This window comes from Streptomyces sp. NPDC048718, from assembly GCF_043198875.1.
Lineage (GTDB): Bacteria > Actinomycetota > Actinomycetes > Streptomycetales > Streptomycetaceae > Streptomyces.
Window position 1 is genome coordinate 1 of sequence record NZ_JBICVG010000011.1, and the last position, 17,594, is coordinate 17,594.

The following is a 17,594-nucleotide window of genomic DNA, read 5'->3' on the forward strand; positions in this document are numbered from 1 at the left end:
TTCCCCGGCCCATTCCCCCATCGCCACACCAAAAGTCTGGCCCCACCGCTCACGCGGCGGGGCCAGAACCCCAAGATCTTCATGAACCTTCTAGGCGCGGGCGGACGGGTGGGGGCGGTCGGGCGAAGCCGGCTGCCGTCCCCGTCGCGCATGGCCCGGCGGGGATGGCCGGACGAGGGTGGCCGGGTGAGTGTGGCCGTCGGCGGCCGTCCACGAGCATTCAGCGCCGGGCCGCCGCCACCCGGGCCGGGCAGGGTTCGCCCTTCTTGAGGACGCCGATCACCAGTCGGCCGCCGGAGTGGCGGGCCGTGCCCGGCGGCGGGTACTGGGTGCAGACGCGCCAGTTCAGGGGCCAGAGCACGCGCCGGTCGGAGCCGGCGGCGTCGTGGACGTCGAGACAGGTGCGGGCGTCGAGCGTGGTGAAGACCCTCCATAGGCCCTTGCCCCGCAGATCCGGCAGGTCCGGCAGGTCCGGCAGCGGCGGGGCGCCGGTGTCCCCCTCGGCCAGGGCGGCCTGCTCCGCCGAACCGACCGCCACGGCGGCCAGCGCGAGGGCGGCCCCCGCGCACACGAGGGCCGCCCGCCTCACCGGCGTCTCCTGGCGGCCAGGTAGTAGCCGCATACCGCGCCGAGCACGGCGGTGGCGAGCAGGGCGAAGTAGAGGGGCATCGTCACCTCGGGGATCAGCACCCTGATCCGCACCTCATGCCGGTTCTCGAAGATGAAGACGAGCGTCACGGCCGCGACGATCAGGATCGCGATCCGTCCCGGGGTGAAGAATCCGCCGGCCCGGGACCCGCTCGCGCTCGACCTGTCCCTCGTCGTCCTCTTGGCGCTCATGGCCGCCCTTTCTCCGTCCCGCCGTGCCCGTGTTCCCAGTCCCGCCGCGTCCGTGCGCTCCCCCAGCATGAGCCGATTCGCGCCCCACGACCCTGACGAGCTACGCCGAACGAGCGACTTGTCAGACAGCGTGGGCCGACTACGGTGGTCGATCGAAGAGCCGACGGACACCGATGGACACCAGGAGGCCCCGTGGCAGGCAGCGGACAGGGGCGACGTCCCGTCGTCGCGCTCTACGAGCGGATCGCGGACGCCCTGCGCGACGGCACCTATCCCCCGGGCTCCACGCTCCCCTCCGAACCGAGGCTCGCGGGCGAACTCGGCGTCAGCCGCCCCGCCTTGCGCGAGGCGCTGCTCCTGCTCCAGGAGGACGGGCTGGTCACGGTGCGGCGCGGGGTCGGCCGGACGGTCAACGCCCATCCGCCGCGGCGGGGTTTCGAGCGGCTGCGCCCGCTGGAGGATCTGCTCGGGGCGAGCGCGCCTCTGCGGGTGCGGGAGGTCCTGCGCACGAGCGAGGAACCCACCGACTTCACCACCCAGCACCTGCTCGCGCCGGCCGGCGCCGAGCTTCCGTTCTGGGAGTCCGTCCTGGTCGGCGAGGCCGGGACGGCCGTCCTCAGCCAGGAGTGGGCGGCGGCATGGCCGGTCCTGGACCGGGCCCACCCGGCCTTCGCCGACGCCCTGCGCGCGTCGCCGAGGCCCGCCGGCGGGAAGGCACCCACCGACCGGGAGGCACCCACCGGCCAGGCAACACCGCCCGCCCACCAAGAGGCCTCATCCGCCCGCCCATCGGCCCGGCCCGGTGCCGTCTCGATGCTGGCGGTCCTCACCTCCGCCTCGCGGGGTGTGCCGCTGGCCGCGCACAGCTCCGTCACTGCGACGCTGCTCGGCCGCCGCCGCGGCGGGCAGTTGGGCCGTCCGGCCGACACCCCGGCGGTGCTCGTGACCCAGGTCGTACGGGTCGGCGACACCCCGGTTCTGGCGGCCAAGCACATGCTGCCGACGGGCGCGCCCGCCCTGCCCGTCGTGCAGTCCGGCTGAGCCCCGGGACGCCGTCCTGCCGTCTCCTCCACCGTCACCATCACCGCCCGCGAACGCCCTTCCCCGGGTGGCGTACACTTCCGCGCCATGCACTTGTCTGACAACCACATGGCCTCGGATGCCGCCCCCGCCGTCACCGCCTCCCCGGCGACCGGCGCGGCGACTGACACGGCGGCCGCCCCGGCCCCGGCACCCGTCGTCGCCGACTGGATCCGGCGGGCCCCGAAGGCCGTTCTCCACGACCACCTCGACGGCAGCCTGCGCGCCGCGACCATCGTCGAGCTGGCGCGCGAGCACGGCTACACGGGTCTGCCCACCGAGGACCCGGCCGAGCTGGCGGAATGGTTCCGGAAGGCCGCGAACTCGGGGTCGCTGGAGCGGTATCTGGAGACCTTCGCGCACACCTGCGCGGTCATGCAGACCCGTACGGCCCTGGAGCGGGTGGCGGCCGAGTGCGTCGTGGACATGGCCGCCGACGGAGTGGTCTACGCCGAGACCCGTTACGCCCCCGAGCAGCACCTGGAGGGCGGCCTGACCCTCGACGAGGTCGTCGAGGCGGTGAACGCCGGATTCCGGGCGGGCGAGCGCGCGGCCGGCGGCCGGATCACCGTCCGCACCCTGCTCACCGGCATGCGGCACACCGACCGGTCCCTGGAGATCGCCCGGCTGACGGCCGCGCACCGGGACAACGGCATCGTCGGCTTCGACATCGCCGGCGGCGAGGCCGGCAACCCGCCGGCCCGCCATCTGCCCGCCTTCCAGTACCTGAAGCGGGAGAACTGCCACTTCACCGTCCACGCGGGCGAGGCCGTCGGCGCCGAGTCGATCCACGAGGCGGTGCAGGTCTGCGGCACCGAGCGAATCGGGCACGGGGTGCGGATCACGGACGACATCGCCGAGGACGGCACGCTGGGCCGGCTGGCCGCGTACGTCCGCGACAACCGCATCCCGCTGGAGATCTGCCCCACCTCCAACCTCCAGACGGGTGCGGCCAAGGACTACGCCTCGCACCCGATCGACGAGCTGCGCCGTCTCGGCTTCCGCGTCACCGTGAACACCGACGGCCGCTTGGTCTCCGGCACCACCATGTGCGAGGAGTTCCAGCATCTGGTGGATGCCTTCGGCTACGGCCCGGAGGTCTTCGAGGAGTTCACGGTGGCCGCCGTGGAGGCCGCGTTCCTGCCGCTGCCGGAGCGCCGGCGCATCGTCGAGGAGCTGATCCGGCCGGGTTACGCGGCCCTCACCGCCCGCTGAGACGTGCCGGGCCCGCTGAGACGTACCGGGCCCGCGGGGATCACCGCGGGCCCGGCGCGAGGACCGGTGGCGGGCGAGTGACGGGCGGGGCTCAGCCCACGCGCCCGTTCACCAGCGGCAGGTCCAGTGTCCCCGTGTCGTCGGGGGCGCTGGTGACCGTCACGGGCTTGATGCCCCGGTTGCCGAAGTACGCCGTGTCGCTGGCCGCGACGACGAACTCCAGCCGGTGGCCCGTCTCGTAGCGGTGCGCGATCGCGGGCAGTTCGACGGTGAAGGGCCGGTTGACGTCGGGCACGCGGACCGGCGCGACCAACCGGTTGACCAGGGTCTTGGTGCCGTCGGGGGCGACATCGTAGAGCTTGGCGAAGAGCACCAGTTTGTCGGCGGCGTCGCCGGAGTCCTGGACGCGCGCGGCGCTCGGCGAGTTCACCTTGAGGGTGGCGCGGGGCGCGCCGACGAGGTCGGCGGGGGCGGTGAGCGGGGCGCTGCTCCAGCCGAGGTAGGTGCCGGCCAGGTCGTACGGCTCGGGGTCGGGCACGCCCAGGGTGCCGGCCAGCGAGAACTCCGAGTGGCTGGTGGGCACCGGGAGGTTGGCGTAGAGGCGCGAGCCCCGGGCGACTTTGGCGCGGTCGTCGACCAGCTTGCCGTCACCGGACAGGTAGAGCCGGCTGCCCGCCGCGGGCACCTGACCGGCGGTGCCGTAGCCGCTCTGCCAGTCGCGGTAGTAGGCGAAAGCGGGCCCGGTGTCGACGGCCCGGTCGTGGCGCAGATACCGGTCGAACCAGGCGAGGACCCGCTGCCCGGTGTAGCTCGTCTCCAGGTTTCCCTGGCCGAGGTCGAGTTCGCCGGGCTTCCGGCCGCCGCTGTGGCCCCAGGACTGCCAGATCATCCGGGTGTCGACGCCCTGGCCGCGCAGCCGGTCGTAGGTGCGCTGGGCCTCGTTGAGGTTGAACAGGCTGTCGGACTGGCCCTGGACGAGGAGGGTGGGGGCCTTGACCTTGTCGAGGTACGAGACCGGGGAGACGCCGCGCGCGTAGGCGAGCATCTTGTCGGCGCCGGCTCGCGGGTAGGCGCCTGAGTTGAGCAGCCGGACGGTGTCGCAGGCGTCGGTGACGAAGTGCAGACAGGCCAGGGAGTTGATCCGGCTGGGGTCGAGGGAGGGTTCGAGCAGGGTCTGGCCCTCGCCGATCAGGTAGAAGCCGTTGGCCCACTGCCATTTGAAGACGCCGGGGGTGTCGCGGTCGGCGTTGTTGGGGGCGAGGGAGTAGGCGAGGTCGTTCCAGGTGATGAAGGGGACGAGAGCGTCGAGGCGGGGATCGGCCGCGGCGGTGGCGAGCTGGATGGCGCCGCCGTAGGAGCCGCCGATCATGCCGATGACGGGGTCGCCGGGGGCGTCGAGGGTGACGAAGTCGGCGCGGGTGCCGTCGTCGGCGGCGCGGGTGCCGGCCAGGAAGTCGACGAGCCGGGCGGCGGCCACGCCGTCGATGCCCGGGGCGTCGAGGGAGATCAGGCAGCCGCTCTTGCCGAAGCCGAGGCCGGAGTAGACGAGTCCGACATAGCCGCGGGCGGCGAAGGCCTTGCCGATGCCGTCGGTGTCGCTCTTGCTGCCGCCGAAGCCGTTGGTGGCGAGGACGGCGGGTGCGGGGTGGGCGGCGTCGACGCCGTCGGGACGGTAGAGGTCGGCGTCGACGACACAACTACGGCCGCCGGCCTGGACGGTGAAGTGAAGCGGGGTGACGGTGTACGTGCCGCTCGCGAGGCTCCTCGGTCCGGGCTCCGCGCCTTGGGCGGGTACGGCGAGGGCGAGGGGTGCGGCGAGGGCCGCTCCGGCCGTGAGCGCGAGCAGCTTGCGGGATCTGGGCAGGGCACGGGACACGGGGACCTCCACACCGGGGGCGCGTGACGACCTACCAAGGGGTAGGTGCGGGTCCGACCCATCGTGAAACGCATGTCATGCGCGCGTCAACGCATGTGCGTCGGGTTGTCGGCGGAGGTCCCGTGAAGACACCGGACGGCCCGCCCTCCCTGGATAAGGCCCCGGGGAGGGCGGGCCGTCCGGGGAGCTCAGATCAGCGCCGGTACGTCGAGGGTGAGCGTGCCCGCGTCGGCGTCCAGGACGCCGGGTGTCCCGAACGGGATCGTCGGCGCGTCGTCCTGGTGGCCGAAGCCGAGATGCTCCAGGACCGGGACGCCGAGCCCGCCGAGCCGGTCGGCGAACAGCGCGCGCACCTTCTCGTACGGCCCGCACTCCTCCCACGAGCCGAGGCCGATCCCGGCGACGCCGTCCAGCCAGCCGGAGCGCAGGAGCTGGGTGAGGATCCGGTCCAGTCGGTACGGCTCCTCCCCCACGTCCTCCAGGAGCAGCAGCCCGCCCCGGGCGGAGCGCCGGGCGTGCGGCGTGCCGAGGTCGGAGGCGAGCAGGCTGACACAGCCGCCGAGGGTGACGCCGTGCGCCCGGCCGGGCACCAGGGCGGTGGCCGACTCCAGGCCGAGTGAGCGGACCGACTCGGGTTCGAAGAGGGTGGCGCGCAGCGACTCCTGAGTGCGGGCGTTCTTGGTGAAGGCCCCTGCCGCCGTCATCGGGCCGTGCAGCGTGACGAGGCCCATCCGGACGGCGAACGCCTCGTGCAGGGCGGTGATGTCGCTGTAGCCGACCATGACCTTGGGACCGGCGGCGCGGATCGCGGTCCAGTCGAGCAGGTCCACCATGCGCTGGGCGCCGTACCCGCCCAGGGCGCACAGCACCGCCGCGATCTCCGGGTCGCACCAGGCCTCGGTGAAGTCGCGGGCCCTGGCCTCGTCCGTACCCGCGAGGTAGTCGAGGGTGGGGTGGGTGTCGAGGACGTGCGGGGCCACGACGGGGTCGAGGTCCCAGCCGCGAAGGATGTCGAGCCCCGCCTGAAGCCGGTCCTCGGGGACCGGCCCGCTGGGGGCGACGATCGCGACCCGGTCGCCGGGGCGCAGCCGGCGGGGCCGTACCAGTGGCTCGACGGTCACTTCCTCAGCTCCAGCCGGGGGACGTCGGGACAGTCGAGGCCGAAGGTCTGGGCGTACAGGGAGAGTTCGGCCTCCAGCGCCCGGATCAGGGTGTCCTCGCGGCGGAAGCCGTGCGATTCGCCCTCGAAGGCGATGTAGGCATGCGGGACGCCTCGGCCGGCGGTGCGGGCCAGGAAGCGGTCGGCCTGGGCGGGCGGGCAGATCACGTCGTCGAGCCCCTGGAGCAGCAGGAAGGGCGCGGTGATCCGGTCGACGTGCTCCAGCGGGGAGCGCTCGCGGTAGCGCTCGGGAACCTCGGCGACCGGTCCCATCAGCGAGTCCATGTAGCGGGCCTCGAAGTCGTGGGTCTCGCCGGTGGCCCAGCCGGCCGGGTCGAGGATGGGGTAGATGATGGTGCCGCAGGCGTAGACGTCGCTGTGGACGAGGGAGGCGGCGGTCGTCCAGCCGCCGGCGCTGCCGCCTCGGACGGCGAGCCGGGCGGGGTCGGCGGTGCCCTCGTCGGCGAGGGCACGGGCCACGGCCGCGCAGTCCTCGACGTCGACCACTCCCCACTGTTCGCGCAGCCGCTCGCGGTACTCCCGGCCGTAGCCGGTGGAGCCACCGTAGTTGACCTCGGCGACACCGATGCCGCGCGAGGTGAAGTAGGCGATCTCCAGGTCGAGGACGAGCGGGGCGTGGCCGGTGGGTCCGCCGTGCGCCCAGATCACGAACGGCGGACGCGCTCCATCGGGGCCGGTGCGCTCGGGGTGGCGGGGCGGGTACACCTGGGCGTGGATCTCCCGGCCGCCGGGGCCGGTGAAGGTCCGCACCCGGGGTTCGGGATAGTACGCGGGGTCGACGGGGTCCTTGTGCGGTGCGCCGATCACCCGGGCGAAGCCGGTACAGGTGTCCAGTTCGACGACCTCGTAGCCGCTGTGCGGTCCGGCGGCGACACCGACGACCCGGGTGCCGTGCACGGCGAGGGTCGCGGCCCATTCGGTCCAGGGGCCCACGACGTCGGCGAGGTCTCCGCTCTCGGGGTCGAGGATCCCGAGGGTGGTGGCGCCCCGGCCGTGGACGACGGCGACGAGGCCGCTGTCCAGGGGCTGGAACCAGGTGAGGCCGATCTTCCACAGGGCGCCGGCGAACTCCTCCTCGCGGGGGCAGAGCGCGAGGTGGTCGCTGCCGTCGAGCGCGGTGCGGTAGAGGTTCCACCAGCCGGTGCGGTCGCTGACGTGCAGCAGCCGGCCGTCGGCGCTCCAGCCGATCTGGGGCACGGATTCCTCGGGTCCGCCGGCGACGGTACGCACCCCGGTGAAGGTGCCGTCCTCCATGACGTCGGCGAGCTGGACCTCGGTGCCGTCCCACGGCATCCGGGGGTGGTCCCAGCCGATCCAGGCGGCCCGCCGGCCGTCGGGCGAGACGCGCGGGCCGGTGACGAAGCGGTGCCGCCCGTCGGACAGTTCACGCACGCGCGCGCGGTCCTCGGCGGCGGAGCCGTCCAGGGGCACGGCGGCGACGACCCGGCGCACGTCCGTGGGTCCGGGGCCGGTGAACTCCTCCAGGACGCACCAGACCTCTCCGTGCTCGGGCCGGAGCACCGGGTCGGCCCAGCGCAGTCCGTCGCCGACCGGGGAGAGCGGGGTCAGCGGGCGGGGCGGGGCGCCGTCCGCCGCGTCCGGCTCGTACACGTACAGCCGCTGATCGCCGTGGTGACAGAAGACGACGAGCGGCGAACCGTCCGCCCGCACGGTGCCGGCCCAGGGCTGTCCGCCGTACTCGACGACCCGGTTGCGGACGTTCCACGGGGCGGGCAGCACCGACTCCTCGGTGCCGTCGGGGCGCCGGCGCACCAGGGCCCGCCGGCCGCCCTCGGCGGGACGGGGCGCGGTCCACCACACCTCGTCGCCGACGAAGCCGACGAATTCGGGCCGGCCGTCGTGCGCCGCGGCCAGTGCCGCGTCGATGGGCGACGGCCAGCTGCCGTAGGCGGCCGTGGTTTCCATCTGGATCCCCCCTGTACGGGTCGTGCGTGGGTTGCGATGCGGGTGGGGCGGGGTCGGTGGAGCGGGAGCAGGTCGAGCGGGTCGGTGGCCGGGCCTTCCGGTCCGGCCGGGCGCGTGCCACGCGTCAGGCGGTCCGGAGATAGCGGTCGAGGACACGGACGCCGAAGTGGAGGGCGTCGACGGGGACGCGCTCGTCGACGCCGTGGAAGAGCGCGCCGTAGTCGAGTTCCGGGGGCAGCCTCAGCGGCGAGAAGCCGTAGCCGGTGATGCCCAGCCGGGAGAACTGCTTGGCGTCGGTGCCGCCGGACATGGAGAACGGGACGACGTGCCCGGTGGGGTCGACGTACTCGACGGCGGCGCGGAGCTTGGCGAAGGTGGGCGAGTCGACCGGCGCCTGGAGCGGCACCTCGCGGTGGTGGAACTCCCACTCCACGTACGGTCCGGTGAGCCGGTCCATGGTCTCGGCGAACTCGGCCTCCGTGCCGGGCAGCATCCGCCCGTCGACGTAGGCGACGGCCTGGCCCGGGATGACGTTGACCTTGTAGCCGGCCTCCAGCATCGTCGGGTTGGCGCTGTTGCGGACGGTGGCCTCGACAAGGGCGGCGGCCGGGCCCAGCTTGTCCAGGAGGAGATCGGTGTCGAAATCGGGGGCGTCGACGTCGGTGTCGATGCCGTACAGCGCGGCCAGCTCGGTGAGTGCGGCCCGCACGGTCGGGGTGAGCCGGACGGGCCACTGGTAGGCGCCGATGCGGGCGATGACCTCGGCGAGCCGGGTGACCGCGTTGGCCGTGTTGACCTTGGAGCCGTGGCCGGCCCGGCCGCGGGCGGTGAGCTTGAGCCAGGCGGTGCCGCGCTCCCCGGCGGCGATCGGGTACAGCGTCAGCCCGGGCTCCGGGTGGAAGCTGTACGCGCCGGACTCGCTGATGCCCTCCGTGCAGCCCTCGAAGAGACCGGGGTGGCGCTTCGCGAGGAAGTCGGAGCCGTCCTCGGCACTGGCCTCCTCGTCGGCGGTGTACGCGAGGACGATGTCACGGCGCGGGCGGAACCCCTCACGGGCCCAGGAACGGACGACGGAGAGCACCATCGCGTCCATATTCTTCATATCGACGGCACCGCGGCCCCACACGACACCGTCGCGCACCTCGCCGGAGAACGGGTGCACGGTCCAGTCGGCCGCCTCGGCGGGCACGACGTCGAGATGGCCGTGGACGAGCAGCGCGTCGGCCGTGGGATCGGTGCCGGCGATCCGGGCGACCACATTGGTCCGGCCGGGGGTGCGCTCCAGGAGCGTGGGCTCCAGGCCCGCGCCGGCCAGCCGCTCCGCCACGTACTCGGCGGCGGGCCGCTCGCGGCAGTCGCCGCCGCCCCGGTTGGTGGTGTCGATCCGGATCAGCTCGGAGGTGAAGGTGACCACCTCGTCGAGTGCCGTCGCGTCCGGGCCGCGCTGTTCCTCACCCATACTGTTCCTCCACAGCGGCGGACACGACCGTGGTGACCGCCTTGAACGTGCGAATCGCCTCGTACATCGTCTCGCTGGTGTAGGCCACGCGCCGCTCGCCGCTCCGCTCCGTGCCGGGCACCACGGTGGCGGCACCGGCCAGGTGCTCGGCGTCGAATTCGAGCTCCATCGTGAACGGCCCGGCCTGGACCGGTTCGTGGCGCACCGCGAGCGCGGTCGCCGCCTTGGCCGCCGCGCGGATGTCGGCGGCGGTACGGGCGGGGGTGCGGCACACGGCCGCGTACCGCGACACGTAGTCCTTGACGGCGACCTTGTGCGCCTCCGGCGCGTAGAGGAGGGCGTCCTCACAGGTCAGATCGTCTCCGGTGACGAGGACGACGGGGACCCCGAACTCGGCGACCACGCGCGCGTTGAGCAGGCCCTCGCTGGCGCGGACCCCGTCGAGCCAGACGCCGGTGATCGAGTTCGCGAGGTAGGTGTGCGCGAGGACGCCCTCGGCGCCCGCCCCGGTGTGATAGCCGACGAAAGCGATGCCGTCGACGTCCCCGTGCTGGACGCCCTCGACCATGGAGAGCGACTTGTGCCGCCCGGTCAGCATCTGGGCGCGCTCGTCGAGCCGCTCAAGGAGCAGATTGCGCATGGTCCAGTGCGCCTCGTTGATCAGCACCTCGTCGGCGCCGCCGTCGAGGAAACCGAGCGCCGCCGCGTTGACGTCGGAGGTGAACATGGACCGGCACCGCTCCCATTGCGGGGTCCCCGGCAGCACGTCGGCGGGCCAGGTGACCCCGGTGGCGCCTTCCATGTCGGCGCTGATCAAGATCTTCATGCCCCGCACCGTACGCGCCGACCCACGGACCCCACCACCCCTGTGGAAAAGTGTCGAAGGCCTGGACCGGTGGCGGGGGTTCAGCGGTACGTGACCGTTCGGCCACCCCGGGATTCGGGCGAATCATTTCATCTCGTACGTATAGGCTGACAGGCGCGGAATCCGCCCCGGGTCCGCGCCCCCGACTCCAGGAGACCTCTCGGTGACCATGTCCCCCACCCTGTCCGAGACCCCCGTCGAGACCGCGGCCGAGCCGGTCGTCGCCCCGGTCCCCGCACCGGCCACCGCACCGGCCACCGAGCCGGTGGCGGGGCCCGTGGCCGAGCTCGCGCCGGACCTCCCGCTCGACCCCGCGCTGGACGGCGGCGAGTGGGTCGAGCCCGCCGCGCAGGACGTCGCCGAGGCCGTGGTCCGCGACGCCCGGGACTTCGGGGTGTACGCGCGGACGGGCGGCTGGGCGTTCGCGCTGAAGGTGGCGCGAAGTGTGCGTCCGGGCGGACAGCCGGCCGAGGGCTCGCCGAAGGTGTCGGCGAAGGCCTTCGCGGAGCTGGCCGGCTGCTCCGCGGAGCGGGTCATGCGCTACTACAAGGCGTGGGACACGGCCGCCGACGACGGCCTCGTGCCGCAGTTCGAGGCGCTGGTCCCGGGTGAGGACGTCGAGCTGCCCGAGGCCGACGTGTGGCTGTCGTACTACTCCTCGCGCTCCAGCGCCACGTCCGTGCGTGGTCACGCGATCACGGCGGCGGCCGAGGCGGAGGGCATCAAGGCGACCAAGGCGCTGGAGGTCGCGGAGAACCCGACCGCGCTGCGCGCCGCGATCCTCGCCGACCCGGGCACGGCCGAAGCGGCGCGGGGCGCGCTCCTCGACCGGATGAAGGAGGACACCGCCCTCCAGACCGAGATGGCGCGGGCCATCGCCCGTACCGGCGAGCTGAAGAAGGCGGTGGCGCAGGAGGCGAAGGCGGCCGACCGGATCGAGTTCGTGCGCCAGGTCGCCGAGGGTGGGCAGGTCAGGACGCCGGCCGGGCAGACGCTGGACGCGCCGCCGGAGCTGCGGGCCGAGGCCGAGCGCCACCTGTCGCTGATCGACGAACTGGACGACTCGGAAGAGGCCGGCGAGTGGGCCGGCGAGGCATATGACACGGTGAAGTCCCTGGTCGCCAAGGCGGTCGAGGAGGACCCGGCGCTGCGGGTCCAGGAGCGCCGGGCGAAGTTCTACAACAGCCTCCAGAAGGCCACGAAGGTCTTCGAGGAGCTGACTTTGGACGAGGTGCTGGAGGAGGACGTCGTCGAGGCCGACATGGTCCAGCGTCTGGAGGCCCTCCAGGAGGCGATCGGCGCCTGCATCAACGCGCTGCGCAAGGCGACCGACGCCTCCTGAAGTCCCGTCCTGCCGGACTGACGGACCGCCGACCCCGTCGGCCCGTCAGTCCTGGTGGCCGAGCTGGAGGTCGCGCTCGGTGCGGCCTCCGCCGGCAACCTGGAGGACGGTGGCGACCGGCGGGTAGCCGGCCGCGATGACCGTGTACTCGCCGGAGGACAGGTCGATGAAGCGGAAGCTGCCGTCGGGGCCGGTGGTGAGGGTGTCGACGACATTGCCGGCCGCGTCGAGCAGGGTCACCCGGGCGTCCTCGACGGGCCGCCCGCCGCCCGCCCTGACCGTCCCGCGCAGCACCGCGCCGCCCGCCAGCTCGATGTCCTGGCGGGTCTCGCGCGAGGCCTGCACGCTGACCGGCAGCGCGGCCGGGCGGAACGCCGGGGCGCTCGCGGCGAGCGTGTACTCGCCGGCGACCAGTTCGCCGATCACATAGCCGCCCTCCCGTCCGCTGCGGGTGGCGGCGACGACCTCGCCGCGTACATCGGTGAGGGTGACGGTGGCGTCCCGGACCGGGGTGCCGTCGGCGGTGACGACGGCACCGGCGAGCCGGCCCGCGCCGCCGAGCACGACGTCGAGCTCGACCGGCCGCTCCCCGACGCTGACGGAGACGGCCTGCGGCTGGTGCCCGCCGGCGGCGGCGATCATCACGTACGCGCCGGGACCGGGCACGCTCAGCGCGTACCGGCCGTCCTCGCCGCTCGCTCCTCGGCCGATCTGCCGCCCCCGGACGTCGATGAGGGTGAGCGCGGCGCGCGGGACACGGCTGCCGTCGTGGTGCCGGACCGTGCCGCAGACGGGTACGCCACCGAGCTGCGCGGCCGCGCCGGGGCCCGGGCCGATGGTGATCGACGCCGTGGCGAACGGGGCGGGTGCGGCCGGGTCGTAACCGGCCGATTCGTAGCCGGCCGATTCGTAGCCGGCCGGCTCGTAACCCGCCGGGTCGTAGGCGGGGTCCCGGGGTTGCGGGGCGGGGACGACGGGTGCCTCGGTGGCGGGGGTGTGGTGGGACACCAGCGGTTTCTCCTTGAGAGCGAAGGCGAGGACGAGGCCGAGCGCGAGGACCGGCACGAGGTAGAGGAAGATCCGGGGCATCGCGTCGGCATATGCCTGGACGAAGGCGTCGCGCAGCGCGGGCGGCAGCGCGTGGACTACCTGCGGAGTGATCGAGTCGGCGGACGGCAGCGCGGTGGCGCCGTCCCGGGGCAGCCGGTCGGCGAGGGCGTCGGCGAGCCGAGAGGCGAAGAGGGTGCCGAAGATCGCGGCGCCCACACTGCCGCCGATCTGGCGGAAGTAGTTGTGGGCGCTGGTGGCGGTGCCGAGGTCAAAGGGTCGTACGGAGTTCTGCACGGCGAGCACCAGGACCGGCATGATCAGGCCGATGCCGAGGCCGAGGACGGCCTGCCACAGGCTGTACTGGAGACGCGGTGTGTCGGTCTCCATCCGCGACAGCAGCCACATTCCGGTGGTCGCGACGGCGCTGCCGAGCACCGGGTAGATCTTGTAGCGGCCGGTGCGGCTGATGAGCCGGCCGGAGACGACGGAGGCCACGACGATGCCGCCCATGAGCGGCAGCATCAGCAGGCCCGATTCGGTGGCGCTGGCGCCCTCGACCATCTGGAGGAAGGTCGGCAGGTAGCTCGCGGCGCCGAAGAGCGCGATGCCGACGACGGCGCCGACCAGGCTGGTCACGCTGAAGACGGAGTCGCGGAACAGCCGCAGCGGGATGAGCGGTTCCCGGGCGAAACGCTCGACCACCAGGAAGAGCGCCGCGGCCGCGCCGGCGCCGCAGCCGAGCCCGACGATGACCCGGGAGCCCCACGCGTACTCGGTGCCGCCCCAGGTCGTCAGCAGCACCAGACAGGTGGAGGCGGCGGCGAGCAGCAGGGCGCCGAGGACGTCGAAGCGGGCCCGGGCGGTGGGCCGGGGCAGCTTGAGGACGACGGCGACGACGGCGAGGGTGACCAGGCCGAAGGGCACGTTGAAGTAGAAGCACCAGCGCCACGAGAGGTGGTCGGTGAAGAAGCCGCCGAGCAGGGGGCCCGCGACGGAGGCGAGGCCGAAGGCCGCGCCGATGAGCCCCATGTAACGGCCGCGCTCCCGGACGGGAACGATGTCGGCCATGATCGCCTGGACACCGATCATCAGCCCGCCCGCGCCGGCGCCCTGGACGGCCCGGAAGGCGATGAGCTGGTTCATCGTGTGCGACCAGCCGGCCAGACCGGAGCCGATCACGAAGACGACGATCGCGAAGACGAAGACGCCCTTGCGGCCGAGCAGGTCGCCGAGCTTGCCGTAGACGGGCAGGCCGATGGTGGAGGTGAGCAGATAGGCGGTGATCGCCCAGGACATCCGGTCCAGGCCCTGCAGCTCGCCGACGATCTTCGGCAGGGCGGTGGCGACGATCATCTGCTCCAGCGCGGCGAGCAGCAGCGCGAGCATGAGGCCGACGAAGACGAGCCGGACGCGGCGCGGATCGAGGGCTTCATGTGGGGCCGTCCCGCCCGCGGGTGCGGCCGGGCCCGAAGGGGCGTCCGGACCCGCGCCAGGGCCGGTGTCCGGTCCGGTGTCCGTCCCCGGTCCGGGGTCGTGGGATCCGGGCGCCGCCGGATCCCACGAGAGGGTCGGTTCCCCCTCGAAGGCGGGTCCCGGGGACGGCTCGAAGGCCGATGCCTCCCGGGCGGGCGGTAGTACGTCCGAGAGGACCGTCACGGTCCCCTCGGCACCCTCCGCTTTCGTACGCGCACCCACGTCCTGCTCCCCTCGTCACGGCCTCTGCGCGGGCCATTGTTCGCGGGGCGCGCGGGGCCGGAGCACGGTGGAGGTGACAGGGAGAGCGGGGACGTGAGAGGTGGAGCGGACCGGCATGAGGGCGCGCTCGGGGCGCTCATCAGCAGGTTTATAAAGTGAGAAGCGCCCCTCCGCGCGCCCCCGGAACTCTGGCAAGGGCGCCGGGGAAACCACTCGATCCGGTGACAGATCCGGGCGTTACTTCCTGGTCCTGGTTCGCCGGGGCTACTTCTCGGGCCGCCGTTCCGCCGCCCGGTCGCCCCTTCCGGGCGAACCGGGCTGGCCGGACTCACCGGGCTGACCCGGCGGGCGCACGCGGATCCAGCGAACTCAGGGGAGGGCGGGCCGCCCCCCGACTACTTCTCGACCTCGGTGGCGAGCTTGGCGAGCACGGCGTCGTAGATGCGGCCGAGTCCCTTGGGGGCGAAGGTCCGCTCGAAGAAGCCGCCGATGCCGCCGGCGCCGTTCCAGACCGTGGTGACGACGACCTTGGACCGCCCCTCACCGGCCGGGGTCACGGTCCAGGTGGTGACCATGGAGGAGTTGCGGTCCTTCTCGGCCAGCTGCCCGCTGGTGGGCTCGGTGACCTCCAGGAGACAGTCGCGGACGCGCTTGCTGGTGGCCTGGAGCTTCCAGTGGACCAGGGTGCCCGCGCCGTCGCCGCCCTCGCGCACCTCGTACTCGCTGAACTGCTCCGGCAGCAGCTTCGCGCGCGTGCCGCGGTAGTCGGCGAGCGCGTCGAACACGGTGCCCGCGTCCGCGGCGATGATCCGCTCCGTCGTGGCCTCGACCTGCGCCATGGCGCTTCCTCCAGGTTGTTTCGTGATGCTCTCGGGGGTACGGGGCAAGCCAATCACCTGTGCGGCGGGGCCCCAAATCCACGGCGCCCGTCGGGGCGGGCCGAGGCTCCCGCCCCGACGGGCGCGAGGTCCGGGCGACCCGGCAGCCGCTCCGGCCCGGCCGGGTCCGACTCGGCTGCGGACACGTCTTCCTGACGGCATGTCACGTCCTCCGAACGGGTCAACTCTCGACGGAATCGGTCCCTCCGGGGCATGGGCGGGGCACGGACGCCGTATGAATCCACGCGCAGGCAAGCTGATCGCCGCAGGGGCCCTGGTCGCGGGGACGGTCGCCGTCCTGCCCGGCCCCGCCTCCGCCGCCGAATCCGGCCCGAGCACCCGGTCCGTCGCCCCGCTGACCTGGACCGACTGCGGCACCAAGACGTACCCGACGCTCCAGTGCGCCACTCTGAGAGTCCCCCTGAACCACGACGACCCGGCCGGACGGAAGATCTCGCTCGCCCTCACCCGGGTCGCGCACACCGCCGCCACGTACCAGGGCCCGCTCCTGGTCAACCCCGGCGGGCCGGGCGGCAGCGGGCGCGGGCTGGCCGGATACGTGGCGGCCTCGCTGCCCGCCAATGTGGCCGCGCAGTACGACGTGATCGGCTTCGACCCGCGTGGCGTCGGCAAGAGCGAGCCCGCCCTGGACTGTCTCCCCGGCTACTTCGACCCGGTGCGCCCGGACTCCGTGCCGCCCGGCGCGAAGGGCGAGAAGGTCAACCTCCAGCGGGCGCGGACCTTCGCCAAGGCGTGCGGCGACAAATACGCCGACCTGCTGCCCTACATCGACACCATCTCCACGGCCCGCGACATGGACGCCGTCCGCCGGGCGCTCGGCGTGCCCCGGATCAACTACCTCGGCTACTCCTACGGCACCTACCTCGGTTCCGTGTACGCGCGCCTGTACCCCGAGCGGGTGCGCCGCCTGGTGCTGGACTCCGTGGTCGATCCGCGCGGAGTCTGGTACGACGACAACATCGGGCAGAACTACGCGTTCGACGCACGCCACAAGGCGTTCATGGCCTGGGTGGCCCGCAACGACGCGACCTACCGGCTCGGCACCGACCCGGACGCCGTCGAGGCGGCCTGGTACCGGATGCGGGACGAGGCGCTCGCTCGACCGGTCGGCGGCAAGGTCGGGGCCAGCGAGCTGGAGGACACCTTCCTGCCGGGCGGCTACTACAACGGTTACTGGCCGGAGTTCGCGGCGGCGTTCTCGGCGTACGCCGTCGACCACGACAGCGCCCCGCTGCTGAAGGCCTACGAGGCGCACGGCGCGGCGGACGCCGCCACGGACAACGGCTATTCGGTCTACACGAGCGTGCAGTGCCGGGACGCGCGCTGGCCCGCGCGGTGGAGCGTCTGGCGCAAGGACGCCTGGGACGTGTACGCGAAGGCGCGCTTCTACACCTGGAACAACACCTGGTACAACGCGCCGTGCGCCTTCTGGCCGGTCCCCTCGCTGACCCCGCCGGACGTCACCAACGACCAACTGCCGCCGACACTGTTCCTCCAGGCGACGAACGACGCCGCGACACCCTTCGAGGGCGCGGTCGCGCTGCACCGGATGGTGCGGCGCTCCAGCCTCGTCGTCGAGCAGGGCGGCGGCAACCACGGTGTCACCCTGGCCGGAAACACGTGCATGGACCAGTATCTGATCGCCTATCTCACCACCGGCGAGGTCCCGCGCGGGGCGGAGGGCGCCGAGGCGGACGCGGTCTGCGAGACGCTCCCGGACCCGGTTCCGAAGCCGGTGAAGACGCCGGCGCCCGCGAAGCAGGGCGCGGCTGGATCGGAGTCCTCACCCGCGGGGGCGTCGCAGACCGGGTCGCCGTCGACCGAATCCTCACCCGCGGGGCCCTCGCAGGCGGGGTCCTCGCAGGCGGCCCCGGGGGTGACGCTGCACGGGCTGCTCGGTCACGAGCGCTGACCGGCCGGGGCGGGGCCGGGGGCGGGGAGCGGTGACGCCCCCGGCAACCGGCCCCGGAGCGGGGCGCGTACGACCGGCCGGGGGGGGGGGGGGGGGGGGGGGCCGGGGCGCCGCGCCCCCCCCCCCCCCCCCCCCGCGCCCCGGCCCCGCCCCCCCCCCCCCCCCCCCCCCCCCCCCCCCCCCCCCCCCCCCCCCCCCCCCCCCCCCCCCGCCGGGAGGACCGGTCGGGCTGAGGCGATGTCCGGGACCGCGGAA

The 17,594-nt window shown here is 73.5% G+C and carries 13 protein-coding genes; 4 read left to right on the plus strand and 9 right to left on the minus strand.

Going from position 1 to position 17,594, the window contains the following annotated elements:
• Positions 1 to 220: 220 nt before the first annotated feature.
• Together ACGFRB_RS21290 and ACGFRB_RS21295 are read right to left on the minus strand one after the other, a co-directional pair.
• Positions 221 to 589, minus strand: a complete 369-nt coding sequence (locus ACGFRB_RS21290; protein WP_393244948.1) for a hypothetical protein — start codon at positions 587 to 589, stop codon at positions 221 to 223.
• Complete coding sequence (locus tag ACGFRB_RS21295; RefSeq protein WP_361225697.1) at positions 586 to 840, minus strand: LapA family protein; 255 nt, start codon at positions 838 to 840, stop codon at positions 586 to 588. The genes ACGFRB_RS21290 and ACGFRB_RS21295 overlap by 4 nt, the downstream gene beginning before the upstream one ends.
• 192 nt (positions 841 to 1,032) lie before the next feature.
• On the opposite strand from ACGFRB_RS21295, the gene ACGFRB_RS21300 reads away from it, so the two are divergent.
• Entirely contained in the window at positions 1,033 to 1,881 is an 849-nt protein-coding gene (locus tag ACGFRB_RS21300) for a GntR family transcriptional regulator (RefSeq protein ID WP_393244950.1), read from the plus strand.
• 87 nt (positions 1,882 to 1,968) lie between these two features.
• Entirely contained in the window at positions 1,969 to 3,135 is a 1,167-nt protein-coding gene (locus ACGFRB_RS21305; protein ID WP_393244952.1) for an adenosine deaminase, read from the plus strand.
• Positions 3,136 to 3,226: 91 nt separating this feature from the next.
• Here ACGFRB_RS21305 and ACGFRB_RS21310 read toward each other — a convergent pair whose 3' ends face one another.
• From ACGFRB_RS21310 to ACGFRB_RS21330, 5 genes are all read right to left on the minus strand, one after another.
• A complete protein-coding gene (locus ACGFRB_RS21310; RefSeq protein WP_393244954.1) occupies positions 3,227 to 5,011 on the minus strand; it encodes a CocE/NonD family hydrolase in 1,785 nt (594 codons plus the stop codon).
• A gap of 188 nt (positions 5,012 to 5,199) precedes the next feature.
• A complete protein-coding gene (locus tag ACGFRB_RS21315; protein ID WP_393244956.1) occupies positions 5,200 to 6,132 on the minus strand; it encodes an LD-carboxypeptidase in 933 nt (310 codons plus the stop codon).
• Positions 6,129 to 8,117 carry an LpqB family beta-propeller domain-containing protein gene (locus ACGFRB_RS21320; RefSeq protein ID WP_393244958.1) on the minus strand — a complete coding sequence of 663 codons (1,989 nt, stop codon included), beginning with the start codon at positions 8,115 to 8,117 and terminating at the stop codon, positions 6,129 to 6,131. Before ACGFRB_RS21320 ends, ACGFRB_RS21315 begins: the two co-directional genes overlap by 4 nt.
• Before the next feature lie 124 nt (positions 8,118 to 8,241).
• A complete protein-coding gene (locus ACGFRB_RS21325; RefSeq protein WP_393244960.1) occupies positions 8,242 to 9,576 on the minus strand; it encodes a M20/M25/M40 family metallo-hydrolase in 1,335 nt (444 codons plus the stop codon).
• Entirely contained in the window at positions 9,569 to 10,402 is an 834-nt protein-coding gene (locus ACGFRB_RS21330; protein WP_361225717.1) for a M55 family metallopeptidase, read from the minus strand. The genes ACGFRB_RS21325 and ACGFRB_RS21330 overlap by 8 nt, the downstream gene beginning before the upstream one ends.
• Positions 10,403 to 10,610: 208 nt before the next feature.
• On the opposite strand from ACGFRB_RS21330, the gene ACGFRB_RS21335 reads away from it, so the two are divergent.
• The gene (locus tag ACGFRB_RS21335) at positions 10,611 to 11,783 is read left to right on the plus strand and encodes a hypothetical protein (RefSeq protein WP_393245280.1); all 1,173 of its coding nucleotides are present in this window, start codon (positions 10,611 to 10,613) and stop codon (positions 11,781 to 11,783) included.
• A gap of 45 nt (positions 11,784 to 11,828) precedes the next feature.
• On the opposite strand, the gene ACGFRB_RS21340 is transcribed toward ACGFRB_RS21335, so the two are convergent.
• A complete protein-coding gene (locus tag ACGFRB_RS21340) occupies positions 11,829 to 14,219 on the minus strand; it encodes an MFS transporter (RefSeq protein ID WP_393245282.1) in 2,391 nt (796 codons plus the stop codon).
• Between the two features lie 704 nt (positions 14,220 to 14,923).
• A complete protein-coding gene (locus ACGFRB_RS21345) occupies positions 14,924 to 15,367 on the minus strand; it encodes an SRPBCC family protein (RefSeq protein ID WP_361225723.1) in 444 nt (147 codons plus the stop codon).
• 274 nt (positions 15,368 to 15,641) lie between these two features.
• On the opposite strand from ACGFRB_RS21345, the gene ACGFRB_RS21350 reads away from it, so the two are divergent.
• Complete coding sequence (locus ACGFRB_RS21350) at positions 15,642 to 17,339, plus strand: alpha/beta hydrolase (protein ID WP_393244962.1); 1,698 nt, start codon at positions 15,642 to 15,644, stop codon at positions 17,337 to 17,339.
• The last annotated feature ends 255 nt before the right edge of the window (positions 17,340 to 17,594 follow it).